8 protein-coding genes are annotated in these 12,933 nt (G+C 54.8%); 2 read left to right on the forward strand and 6 right to left on the reverse strand.

Annotation, left to right across the window (positions count from 1 at the left end; all coding sequences use genetic code 11):
• Positions 1–40 precede the first annotated feature (40 nt).
• The 4 genes from ARCH_RS09245 to glgX all read right to left on the reverse strand — a co-directional run bounded on the left by ARCH_RS09245 (position 41) and on the right by glgX (position 7,504).
• Positions 41–718, reverse strand: a complete 678-nt coding sequence (locus ARCH_RS09245; RefSeq protein ID WP_081440738.1) for a methylated-DNA--[protein]-cysteine S-methyltransferase — start codon at positions 716–718, stop codon at positions 41–43.
• A gap of 350 nt (positions 719–1,068) precedes the next feature.
• On the reverse strand, positions 1,069–3,435 hold the full coding sequence (locus ARCH_RS01975; RefSeq protein WP_013169641.1) for a glycogen/starch/alpha-glucan phosphorylase: 2,367 nt from the start codon (positions 3,433–3,435) through the stop codon (positions 1,069–1,071).
• 185 nt (positions 3,436–3,620) lie between these two features.
• Positions 3,621–4,727, reverse strand: coding sequence for a tryptophan--tRNA ligase (gene trpS / locus ARCH_RS01980; protein WP_013169642.1), 1,107 nt, complete (start codon positions 4,725–4,727; stop codon positions 3,621–3,623).
• A gap of 620 nt (positions 4,728–5,347) precedes the next feature.
• Positions 5,348–7,504: a glycogen debranching protein GlgX gene (gene glgX, locus ARCH_RS01985; RefSeq protein WP_013169643.1), complete on the reverse strand. Its 2,157-nt coding sequence runs from the start codon at positions 7,502–7,504 to the stop codon at positions 5,348–5,350.
• Positions 7,505–7,631: 127 nt separating this feature from the next.
• On the opposite strand from glgX, the gene nudC reads away from it, so the two are divergent.
• Both nudC and ARCH_RS01995 read left to right on the forward strand, forming a co-directional pair.
• Complete coding sequence (gene nudC / locus ARCH_RS01990; RefSeq protein WP_013169644.1) at positions 7,632–8,420, forward strand: NAD(+) diphosphatase; 789 nt, start codon at positions 7,632–7,634, stop codon at positions 8,418–8,420.
• Between the two features lie 111 nt (positions 8,421–8,531).
• Positions 8,532–10,565: an ATP-dependent DNA helicase UvrD2 gene (locus ARCH_RS01995; RefSeq protein ID WP_013169645.1), complete on the forward strand. Its 2,034-nt coding sequence runs from the start codon at positions 8,532–8,534 to the stop codon at positions 10,563–10,565.
• On the opposite strand, the gene ARCH_RS02000 is transcribed toward ARCH_RS01995, so the two are convergent.
• The gene (locus ARCH_RS02000) at positions 10,509–11,462 is read right to left on the reverse strand and encodes a hypothetical protein (RefSeq protein WP_013169646.1); all 954 of its coding nucleotides are present in this window, start codon (positions 11,460–11,462) and stop codon (positions 10,509–10,511) included. The genes ARCH_RS01995 and ARCH_RS02000 overlap by 57 nt on opposite strands.
• 92 nt (positions 11,463–11,554) lie before the next feature.
• Positions 11,555–12,919 carry a zinc-dependent metalloprotease gene (locus ARCH_RS02005; protein WP_111724922.1) on the reverse strand — a complete coding sequence of 455 codons (1,365 nt, stop codon included), beginning with the start codon at positions 12,917–12,919 and terminating at the stop codon, positions 11,555–11,557.
• Positions 12,920–12,933: the final 14 nt, after the last annotated feature.

Consider the following 12,933-nt stretch of genomic DNA (forward strand, 5'->3'; position numbering starts at 1 on the left):
GCTGACATGAATAAAGGTGCGGCTGTTTCGGGCGGTGGGACTAAAAGCATGATTCGTGGCGGAGAATCGCCAGTTTGAGATCTGAACCGAACGCGTATTTTCCAGGGGAGAAATCCGGGGTGTTGAGGGCTTGCGGTGTGCTGGCGAGCATATGCTGGGCAGGCGTTGGGAGCACCGCGTGGCACGGCACAATGAGCGGGAGCGGGTTGCGGGCGCAGGCCGATGCCGCCGCTCGGATGGCATTAGGGCTGTGGGTGCAGGCGGCCAGGGAGTGGTAACTGATTGTTTGGCTTGGAGCGAGTGCCAGGAGGGCTGCGCGGATTTGCGCCGCGAAAGCTGTGTGAGCTGGGGCTAAAGGAAGGTGGCGGAAAAGGCTGGGATCTCCGGTATTGCGCCAGCCGGCGAACGCAGTTTCGAGCAACGCCGCGGTGTGGAGATCCTCTGAGGCTGCTGGGGCGGTGGTGCCGTTGGCGTGATCTGTGGTGCGGCCTGTGGCGTTGGCCCGACCTGTAGTAGTGATGTGGTCAGTAGTGTTGGCAGTATCCGCAGTACTGATACTTCCAGCTTGAATTAGTTGTGTGTCCAGCCATTCACCAGTATCTCTGTGCGGAACGAAGGTGGTTGCTACCAGGAAGCCTTCGCAGATTGTGGCCTCAAGGCCATAAGAATCGATGACGCTGTTGCCCGTGTGTAGTGCTAAACGGATATGCATACTCATCACTCTATCGCACGGGTCGGCGATCTCGTGTGGGACGGAAGCAGAGGCGAAGTAGCGGGTGGCGGGTGTGTGGCCAGGCTGGCGGGTGTGGCCAGGCTGGCGGTGTGGCAGCCAGCAGCCGGCCGGCGCGGCAGATCTTGCCCTGCCTCCACCTGCAAAAACATTGAGATTCCGGCACGCCCTGCAATATACGGCGAGGCCGTGCCAGATCCTCAAGCAAAATGCAGGTCTGGGCGGGTTAGTAATGCTGATTATTTCGAGAATAGTGGCAATATTTGCCACTATTCTCGAAATAATCAGGGTCGGCGGGCTATGCACAGCCTAAGCGGCCAACTAACCAGCCAACCCGATCAGATCGTCTGCGGATCGATCTTCCACACTTCGCGTGCGTAATCGCCGATGGTGCGATCGGAGGAGAAGCGGCCAGATTCCACGATATTCTTCCAGACCATGCGTGCCCAGTGGCGGCGATCCGTGTAATCGGCAGCCATGCGGTCACGGGTTTCGCGGTAGGAAGCGAAATCGCCAAGAACGTAGTAGACGTCTGCTGGCTCCCAGCTTGGTTCGTAGAGGGAGTTGAGCAGATCGTGGAACATGCCGGTTCCGCCGTCGTTCAATGTGCCGTCTACGAAGGCATCGAGAACTCGCTTCAAGCCAGGGGTATGTTCTGCGGTTGCGCGCGGGTTGTAGTTTGTGCGCAGTTCTGGCAGTTCTTCTTCCTTGGCGCCGAAGATGTAGGCGTTCTCTTCTCCAACGGAATCGAGGATTTCAACGTTCGCGCCGTCCAACGTGCCTAGCGTCAACGCGCCGTTCATCATGAACTTCATGTTCGATGTGCCAGAGGCTTCCTTACCTGCAGTGGAGATTTGTTCGGAAACGTCCGATGCAGGAATGATGTGTTCGGCCGGGGACACGTTGTAGTTTTCAACGAAGAGAACCTGCAGCTTGCCAGCAACGTCTGGATCGTTGTTGATTAGGCGGCCGATTTCGTTGATCAGCTTGATGATGGCCTTCGCGCGAACGTATCCAGGAGCAGCCTTCGCGCCGAAGATGAAGAGGCGTGGAGTAACGTCCAGGGTTGGATCATCCTTCAAACGGAAGTAGAGATCCAAAATGTAGATGGCGTTCATGAGCTGGCGCTTGTATTCGTGCAAACGCTTGATCTGAACGTCGAAGATGGCGTCAGGGTTAACGGTCACGCCCTGGCGGTTCTTGATCCACGCAGCAAAGTCAGCCTTGTTGGCGGCCTTGATGTCGTTTACACGGTCAAGCACGGTCAGATCTTCGCCGAACTTCTCCAGCTTCTTGAGCTCGTCAAGGTTGCGCACCCAAGCGTCGGACCCAAGCAACTCGGTAAGGAGCGAAGCCAAACGTGGGTTGCATTGGTTGAGCCAGCGGCGTGGGGTAACGCCGTTGGTCTTGTTGTTGAAGCGCTCTGGCCAAATATCGTACCAATCGTGGAGCGTGTCCTTCTTGATGATTTCAGTGTGAAGCGCAGCCACGCCGTTGATCGAGTAGGAGGCGTAGCAGGCGATCCATGCCATGTGTACACGGTTGCCCTGGATTGGGGCCATGTATTCGATCTTGCCTGGGTGGTAGCCTTCGGTTGCGAGTTCTTCGCGGAAGCGGCGATCGATTTCGCGCACGATTTCGCTGATGCGCGGGAAGAGGCGATCGAAGATCGTCATCTCCCAGGTTTCGAGTGCTTCGGCAAGAACGGTGTGGTTGGTGTAGCCGAAGGTATGGGAGGCGATGTCCCAGGCAGCTTCCCACGAGTAGCCGTGTTCATCGAGCAGGATACGCATGAGTTCTGGGATGGCCAGAACCGGGTGGGTATCGTTGAGCTGGATGCAGTTGAATTCGTGGAAGTTGTCCAGGCTGCCCTGCTGCTTCAGGTGGTTGTCAACGATCGCTTGCAAGGATGCGGAGCAGAAGAAGTACTGTTGGCGTACGCGCAGCACCTTGCCTTCGTAGGTGGAATCGTTCGGGTAGAGTACGCGGCAGATGTCGTGTACTCGTTCGCGTTCCACGATGGCATCGGTGAAGCGCTGGGAGTTGAAGGCGTCGTAATCGAATTCCTTGGTAGGTTCGGCTTTCCACATGCGCAGAGTGTTGACGTTCTTGGTGCCGTAGCCGGTGATTGGCATATCGTATGGGACGGCGCGAACGTCGAGGTCAGCGTACTTAACGAGGCGTTGTTCTTCTTCGCGGCGCACTACGAATGGGTAGCCTTCTTCCATCCATGCGTCTGGTTCTTCTTCTTGGAAGCCTTCGTTGAAGAGCTGGCGGAAGAGTCCGTAACGGTAGAGGATTCCGTAGCCGCGCACGGGAAGATCCATGGTGGCGCAGGAATCGAGGAAGCAGGCTGCGAGGCGTCCGAGGCCACCGTTGCCGAGCGCAGCGTCGTGTTCTTCTTCGAGAACGTCGGAGAGGTTTTGTCCGAATGCGTTCAGGGCTTCGGTTGCTTCTTCGACCATGCCAAGGTTGGTGAGGTTGTTGAGAAGCGCGCGGCCCATGAGGAATTCCGCGGAAAAGTAGTGTTGCATACGGGTAGCGTTGTAGGTTTCTTCGGTGCGCTGCCAGTTGTCTGCAATTCGATCAACGACCGTGTTGGACATCGCGGTCCAGTATTCCATCGGGGTGCCGGAATGTTCATTACGGCCAGAAACAGCACGCACCTGCATGCCGAGTGCTGTTGTGGTATCTGGTTTGGTCATGGTCTTCCTTTCATGACTGACTGGGCGCACAGCCCAGGACCTTACAAGGCAATCGTAGCCTAGATGTAACGTTGCGAAAATTTTTTCATGGACGACGGCGCCGCTTCCGTCGCATTCTTCGCTCACGAAGATGGGAAAATAGTTCTAAAGTCCCAATTTGGTAGTTGGATAGTAGAAAGGAGGGTTTAGTACCGCATTCCGAGTGCCGCGTGAACGTCGTCAAGTGTTTCTTGAGCTTGTTCGCGTGCCCGTTCGATTCCACGCTGGAGGACTTCGCGCAGGTAGGCTTGGTCTTTTTCAAGTTCGGCCCGGCGTGCACGCATTGGGGCGAGGTGTTCGTTCAGCGCTTCAGTAACCACATTCTTGAGTGTTCCGCCGCCGCCATCGCCGATTCGTTCTGCGATCGTTTCTGGTGTTTCGCCGATACACATGGATGCGATGAGAAGAAGGTTGGAAACTTCTGGGCGGTTGGTTGGATCGTAGGTGATGTGGCGATCCGAATCGGTGACTGCCCGCTTCAGTTTCTTTGCGGTTTCGTCGGCGCTCATGCGCAGTTCGATGGTGTTTCCGCGAGATTTGGACATCTTTTCCCCGTCGAGCCCCAGCACGTGCGTTGCATCCGAGAGTAACGCATGCGGACGTGGGAAGATACGCTTGGCTTTCTTCCCCTTGTTGTAACGTTTTTCAAACCGGTCGGCGATAACGCGCGCTTGTTCGAGGTGGGGGAGCTGATCTTTGCCTACAGGCACCAGGTTTGCTTTGCAGAAGAGAATATCTGCGGCTTGGTGGACTGGGTAGGTGAGAAGCAGACCGGACATTGGGCGCCCGTGCGTCGCTTCAAATTCCGCCTTGACGGTTGGGTTACGGCGCAGTTCGGCGTCAGTTACTACCGACAGGAAGGGCAGTACCAGTTCGTTTAGTTCCGGGATTTGCGAGTGGGCGAAGAACACGGTTTCTTCCGGATCCATTCCCACCGCAAGATAATCGGTGAGGAGGGACATGGTGCGTTCTTGGATCGAATCGGCTTCGTCACGATCTGTAATAACTTGGTAATCCGCGATGAGTAGCCACGTATCAACTCCACGTTTTTGGAGTTTGACCCAGTTTTGGAGGGTTCCGAAGTAGTGCCCGATGTGGAGGTGCCCGGTTGGGCGAGCTCCGGTAAGGACACGGAATTTCGATGGATCTTCATCAATCGCGAGATTGATTTTGTCGCTCATCTGGCGCGTTGCTTCCAAGGAAGCATCCGACGTTGCGTTTTCAACTGCAAGTTCAGGGGTATTTTCACTCATGGTTTTATTTTAGCGTGTTGCTCCACCACATTTTATTTCACCTTTGGTTTTACACAAGTTTTTCGACGACGGACGGGTCGCATATTGCCAACGGTGACATCATCATGAGCGAGTAAAATGCACGTCGCAGTGGTCGCGGGTATCCTACTTGCAAGTTTGTACACCGAAGATCTGGCCAACAACTCCGCCAACTAAGGCAAGGAGAGGACCAGAGATTCTAGAGAATAAGCTAGCAAAAATAGGAAGTGAACGCAGTATTCCGATATGGCAGAGTATGCGCTGTTCTTCCAATATGTGCGAGTAGGATCGGCGGCGATATAACGGAAACCTTCACTAAGTTGTTGAGAGTAAGACGTGGATAGCTGGCGCCTCTCTTTCAGGCGTTGGTAAACCCAGAGCTGATCCTAAAAGCCCTAGTACTTGCGATAAAGGGTGAGGCCAGCCCCAATGACTTGAGTAATCAGTCCACCTAATATCGGACCGAATGTTGTAAAAAGCCAAAAAGTTGATTCAAATTTCCCGAATGCAGATACACGTTGTTCAGTAGGAATTAAATCTTTGAGATGTGCCGTCGAGGCGGATAAAAATAGGCTAGAAAGAATCGGTGGAATGCCGTTAGTTCAGGACAAGAGGATCGCCATGGAGAATGGAGCCATGATTAACGATTCGCCTGGTTCGTATGAATCGAAGGAATCGCGCGGGCGTTCCCATTGGCTTGCCCACACCAGATCGAACGATTTTCCACGACCCCACGGAATGATGACTCGTTCTGAGTTGTCTTGTCCGTTGATAATCACCAGGGCGTCACGATCCACACCGCGGCCAGAACGGAGCATCTGCACTAACCGTTCTTGCGGATTAAACCAGGTGTAATCATTCATACGGTTGCCATCGGCATCCAGCCATTCCATGTCGCGCAGTTCATCGCCATCACGCGGGCTGCCAGTGAAGAATTGAACCGGGCGGAAAACCGAGTGTTCCTGGCGTAAACGGAGCAGGAACGACGTGGTGGCCAGCATGTTGGCTTCGTGTTCTCCGATATTCCAATCGAGCCACGAAATAGGAGTGTTTTGGCAATAGGCGTTGTTGTTGCCATGCTGTGTTTTCAAGATTTCATCGCCAGCGGTGAGCATCGGCGTTCCGGCAGCCATCACCAGGCAGCCCATGAGGTTGCGGGCGGATTTGCGGCGCATTGCGGCGATCGTTTCGGATGCTGTTCCTTCAACGCCGTGGTTCCAGGAAAGATTATTGTCCGATCCGTCCCGGTTTTCTTCCAAGTTTAGATCGTTGTGTTTCATGGAGTAAGCGGTGAGATCGTTGAGGGAGAAGCCATCGTGGGCAGTCACAAAATTGACCGACGCATGTACTCCCCGCCCGCCCGGGAGCCGCCCGTGCCCGAACAAATCTGCTGATCCGGCCATACGAGTTGCCAGATCGCGCAGATCGGAGCCATGCCCGCCATTTAGAATCGCTGCTGGTTCAGTTAGCCAAAACGCGCGCAACGTATCACGGAATCGATCGTTCCAATCAGCAGTTGGCACAGGGAATTGGCCAGTACGCCAACCGCCGTATCCTACATCCCACGGTTCGTTAATCAACTTAACCCCGGAGAGTACAGGATCGGTAGCTATCGCCATATAAAGAGGATGGTTTGGGTTGAAGTTATCGCCTTCGCGCCCAAGGGTGGCGGCCAGATCGAACCGGAACCCGTCCACACCAATGATCTCCACCCAGTAACGTAGAGAATCTAAGGTCATACGCATCACGGATGTGCGGCGGAAATCGAACGAATTTCCGCATCCCGTGGTGTCTTTAAGAGCCGCAGGATTCGACGAATCGTGGCGGTAGTACAACGAACTGTCCAGCCCGCGCCAGGATACGGTTGGCCCGTCAACTCCGGCTTCACACGAATGGTTATACACCACGTCCAGCAGCACTTCGATACCGGCATCGTGAAGTGCGCCAACCATGCCTTTAACTTCATCGATAACAGCTTGCGCGCCGGCACTCTGGCTGGCCGCACTCGCGTAACTCGGTTCCGGTGCGAAGAACCCTAGCGTGTTGTAACCCCAGTAGTTTTCCAATCCCTTGTTTTCCAAGAATGGTTCGTTCATCTTGGCGTGGATTGGCAACAATTCAACGGCGGTAACGCCAAGTGAAGTCAGGTGCTCGATCGTGGCCGGATGACCAAGCCCTGCATAGGTTCCGCGCAGTTCTTCTGGCACTCTAGGCAACGTCTTGGTTAACCCAACAACATGGGCTTCGTACACAATGGTTTTATCCCAGGGAATATTCGGCCGCGCACCGCGCGCCGGCTCATCGGCAACAATCACGCCCAGTGGCGCAACGTGCCCAGAATCCAACGTGCTTTGTTCAAGCGGAGCTGCGGCGTCGTCAACCGCATGCCCATACAGCGCCGAATCCAAACGCGGGGCGCGCCCCACCGCGCGTGCGTACGGATCCAACAAAAGTTTCGCAGGATTATAGACGTGCCCGGCGGCAGGATCCCAGCGCCCATCGGCGCGAACCCCATAAAACTGCCCGGCAGAAATACTCGAAACGTGCCCAGACCACACCCCATGCATTCCCGGCCGCAACGCAACCTGCCATTCGGAGGTGGGATCCGCGGGGTCCATAAAGCACGCCCACACGGCCGATGCGTGGGGCGCTTCGATGGCAATATCCACGCCGTCGCCAACAAGGTGTGCGCCCAAACGAGGCGGCACGGTGAGACTCGGTTCGGCCAGCGGGGCGGTTATATATGGAGTATTCGGCATAGTCACGCCTTATATTGTGGCAAATTTGCGCGGATTTCGGGTACTCACGGGGTAGGGTTGGGGTGTGGATGAACTAACATGTGCCTTTGATCCGTTAAGTAAACGTTGGAATAGCAGGGAAATCTCGGTGGATCCGGAGTTTCGTTGTGGCTTGGGGCGCGTTCGGGTGATGCGCGTTTGTGACGGGCTGATTGGGGTGCGCGCGGGCGCGGTGGCGTGGGAGCGGTTGCGTACGGAGCCGGTTGGGCTTGTGTATCTTGGGTCCGATGGGGATCACGATTTTTGCGTGATTGACGACGACGGGGCTGAAATGGCCGATCTTGACTTTATTGACGTGCGTGCGGGCGTGGCCGATCTGGATAACGCGGACATACAGCTGGTGTGGTCGGCGTTGGCGTTGACCGCATGGCATCGGCGGGCCTTGTTTTGTGAACGTTGTGGGAGCGCATTGGAATCTGCGAATTATGGCCGGAAACGTGTGTGCGAGAACGGGCATGAGGTGTTTGCGCGGATGGATCCTGCCGTGATTATGGGGATCATTAACGGTGCGGGGGAGTTGCTTGTGGCCCGAAACCGCCGATGGCCTGTTGGGCGAATCTCTGTGTTGGCTGGTTTTGTGGAGGCGGGCGAGACGTTCGAAGCGGCCGTGCGGCGTGAAGTGTGGGAAGAAGCAGGGGTACGTGTTGGTGCGGTGGAGTATGCCGGTTCGCAGCCGTGGCCGTTCCCTCGATCGATGATGGTGGCGTTCTATGGATATACCGCAGATCGTGAGGTTCGGCCTGATGGGGATGAAATTGTAGAGGCCTTCTTTATTGGGAAAGACGAGTTGCGGGCGCGTGTTGATGCGGGAGAACTAAGCTTGCCATCTGCGGCTTCTGTGGGGCGTGCTCTGGTCATGCACTGGTTGTGTGGATAATCGAGGAAGAATCCACATCTTGGCATCTGACATCAAAAGGTGGTGGAGGCGGTGGATAGAATCATTCCTAGATGCTAAACATGAGTGTTGATCGTAGGAAAGGAACGGCCGATGCACCCTGAAGCGATACTGGAATCATTGGATCCAGATCAGCGTGAAGTCGCGCGTAACGTCCATGGCCCGATGGCAGTACTTGCCGGCGCGGGAACTGGTAAAACCCGGGCGATCACGCATCGTATCGCGTATGCCGTTCACAGTGGGGCATTCGATCCTCGCAATATCCTGGCCGTCACGTTCACCACCAAGGCCGCATCTGAAATGCGTTCACGGTTGCGGGATTTGGGTGTGCGTCCAGTGAATGCTCGAACCTTCCATTCGGCGGCGCTGGCGCAGCTGCGGCATTTCTGGCCGCAGGCTATCGGTGGGTATGTTCCTGAAATCAAAGAATCGAAGATTGCCTTGGTATCTGGCGCGGCGGCGTCGTTGGGGCTGGATAATAGCAAACCGGCCGTTCGGGATCTGGCGGCAGAAATCGAATGGTCGAAGGTGTCACTCTGCCCGCCGGAAGAATATGTACAACGTGCAACCGAACTTCACCGTGATCCTGTTGCCGGTGCTACATACCAAGATATCGCCCATCTGATTAGGCGATACGAAGAAGCCAAAACGGAACGTGGCGTCATCGATTTTGAGGACGTCATCTTGCTCCTCATTGGAATCATGCGGGATGAACCGGAAATTGCCAGGATTATTCGCCACCAGTACCGGCACTTTGTTGTGGACGAATACCAAGACGTTTCCCCAATGCAACACCGCCTGCTTGATTTATGGCTAGGGGATAGGCGTGATCTGTGTGTGGTGGGCGATGTTGCACAGACAATCTATTCGTTCGCCGGCGCTCAATCTGCTTATCTATCAGAGTTTTCACGGCATTACCCGCAGGCCAAAATAGTCACACTCAACAGAGATTACCGTTCCACGCCTCAAGTCGTTGACTTGGCTAACACGGTGATTAGCCAAGCACGGCTGGATGGTGCTGTACACCTGACATCCATGCTCCCATCTGGCAGGCCCGTTGCATTCGATGCGTATGCAGATGATACGGATGAAGCAACGTCGATCGCACAAAAAATCGTGTCGCTTGTTAACCACGGCGCGAAGTATTCAGATATTGCCATCTTGTATCGAACAAACGCCCAATCGGCGGCGTTTGAAACAGCACTCACAGATCTGGGCATACCGGTGTCCATCAAGGATGCCGAACGATTCTTCCAACGAAAAGACGTCAAAGAAGCCATGGTTATGCTTCGCTCCGTGGCGCGGTTACCGCAACACAAGGGGCTAGAAGATACTGTGGTTGATGGCCTTATCCAGATGGGGTGGCGGCCTGAAGCGCCTACCGGCCGTGGCGCGATCCGGGAACGCTGGGACGCCCTGAACGCGCTTCGTGAAATCGCCGCAGAAATGGAAGAAAAACGCGGGGCTGATGTGGAAGAATTCCTGGCTGAAATGCGCGAACGTGCAGAAATGATGAACGAACCCGTGTCCAATTCCGTCACGCTAGCATCACTCCACGCCTCCAAAGGTTTGGAATGGGACAGCGTATTCCTTGTAGGGATGAGCGAAGGGCTCATGCCTATCTCTCTTGCCAAAGCGGGAGAAGGAATTGAAGAAGAACGCCGGCTATTCTATGTTGGCATCACCCGTGCAAAACACCATCTCTCAATCTCCTACGCTCGTGGCAACAGTGGGCGAACAGATAGAAAGCGCTCGCGATTCTTAGAGGACGTCTGGGCAACCACTCAATCTCGGGCAACCCAGGCACGGAAGAAATCTGCCGAACTCGCCTACGAATTCGAAACGTACCATCCACAGGACATGGATCTTTTCAATGATCTTGTGCGGTGGCGGCGCGGTGTTGCAGACGAATCTGGGCGCAAGCCATACCTGATTCTCCACGATTCGGTGTTGCGTGACATCGCCGTGAACAAACCACGCAACTTGGCCGAACTGGGCAAGATTAAAGGCGTGGGTGCCATGAAACTCGCCTATTTTGGCGAAGCCGTGCTAGAAATCGTTAACCGAACATCAATCGGATCCGGCCGCGCTGCATCCACAGGAGAGATGCGGTGGCACCTCGAATAACTGAGGTGTTGCTGGCGTAGGGCCAATCCGTACGATGCGGTTCGTAAGTGATGGAGAAAGACGGTCAATAAGCGCCAACACTTCACGTGCTATGTGTGCGCCTGCCAACTCCATCGATGCGATATCGGCCAACACGTCGGTGCGCCCAAACGCTTGCATCGCCAACCGGTTCCAGAACGGATCAGCATCGGCATAATGCAAATACATACATGATGCGCACGCGGATTCATGGGGGATCGTGGTTGGGCCAACAACAACATCCACTTCCTCAATACACGCGTGAACAACCGGAATTCCTGCAGATAACCAGTGGTTACCGTTTACGGGGTTGATAACGTACGGGCCAGTTTCCACTGCCACGGTAGGAGGAATTACTTCGTCATTCATCATTCCACGGGCACGCAAGACATGAGTTAACGCCAGATGCCGCGGTATTCCTGTGTAGTTTTCTGCCATCTGAGGATGATCTGTTTCCTGCACACTCGCGTTATCACGGCACGTTATTATTCCAACCCCAGCATCAGCCAAAATAAGCGCTGCCACCACGCTCACATAATCTCCGCGGGCGAACCGCACATGAGCTGTTGAACGGTACTGCGGAGCGTGCCCGCGCACGCGCAATGACGAAGCAACATCCGGAGAACCTACCTGACTAGTAGTAATCACCTGAGCCTTGTCTAACATCGCCACGATGTCACGAACTCGTGGCTGAGAGAGATGCAACTGCCGTGCTCGATGTGCTAGTTCCAAATCTGATTGAGGACGTGAGAGAGAATCAACGAACTCCAACTCATGAGGAGCCAAGCCAGAAAGGATCACACCCGTTCGCGGATCATAACCAATCTGGATCTGATCAACTTCACGCCACAACACCGGCAACCCGGGAATAATCTGCATGCGTCCTCCTTACAGAAGAATCCTTCTTATAAGAAAACAGCATACGGATACCGCCACACGTGCAGATCTAGTAATCCACACGTGTGGATAAATTATTCGCCCGTAGCCTTCGATGAGCTATCATCCGTGCCGCCATCAAGGAGTTCGGCCAAGAACGAATCGAGTTCAGACTCAATCGCGGCAGCTTCAGGAGAAAAGAACGAATCAGGATTCTCCAAATTCTCCAATGTAGGAAGAAGATCGGGATGCGACCACAGCTGATCTCGACCAGCATCGCCACGCTCCCGGGCAGCACGCTCCCAGAAACTTGTAGCCGCACGCAAATGCCGTGGTGTCAGATCCACGCCCAACTGCACGCCCCACACGGCCTTAGCCGGATGAGATGTGGCATTACGGCGGGCAAACATCTCCCGCAACGCAACAGCACTTGGAATATAAGCCAACACTGCGCGTGCTGACACGGCGGCAACCCAGCCTTCGATCAGTGAAAGAATATGCTCTAGGCGGGCAAGCGCATCCTTTTGAGCCTCCGACTGCTCCATTGAAAAGACCCCAGTGAAATCCATTCCCTGCAACGCTTCCGGATTACTGAAATCAAACGATCTAGCCTGATCCTCAATCGATTGCATATCGATCTCAATACCCCGTGCAAATTCGGCAACCGTATCAATGATTCGCGAACGGAGCCACGGAACAGAGGCGAACAGACGAGCCGCAGCGGCTTCCCGCACGGCGATATACATGCGAACGTCGTCGTCAGAAACCTCAAGATCACTCGCGAAATCAGAAACGTTCGCGCCCACCAACGCAGCCGACGAACCCTCCATCAACGGAACTCCAATATCGGCCGTACCGAACGACGAAATCGCCAACTGAGCCAACGCGCCGCCATACTGCATGCCTAAAAATGACGAAACCAAACCGGCCATCAACGTGGCTGGATCGCCAAGCATCCCAGCCATGTCAGACGGAAGGTGACCCATCTGCTGCTTCATCACGTCACTAAACGCGCGGTTAATGTTGGAACCAAGCGGATCAAGAAGCTTACGAAACGTTGGAAGAGAATGAGCAATCCAATCAAGGCGAGTCCACGCAAGATTCGGACCAGACGTAGGGTTAATATCCGTCACCGCATCCAACCACAACGATGCCACAGACAACGCGGAACGAATCTTATCGCCCTCCGTGCCAGACAAAGAATCCATGTGCGAACGAATAATCGTATCGCGCGCAACTTCCTCCGCAATTTTCCAATTAACCGGACCCTCGCCAGAAGAACCCAACATTGCACGCAACTGAGCGGTAACAGCATTCATCTGATCTGGGCTAATAGCCATCCCAAGCGCGCTCGGATCCATCCCCGAATCCTTCATGGAACGAATCACTTCATCAGCAGAATCGCCCATAATCGCACGGAGCATTTCTTCCCATTGATCCTTGTTATCCTCAGCCATCATTCTCCTTCACCACT

The organism is Arcanobacterium haemolyticum DSM 20595 (assembly GCF_000092365.1).
In the GTDB taxonomy this organism is placed as follows: Bacteria; Actinomycetota; Actinomycetes; order Actinomycetales; family Actinomycetaceae; genus Arcanobacterium; species Arcanobacterium haemolyticum.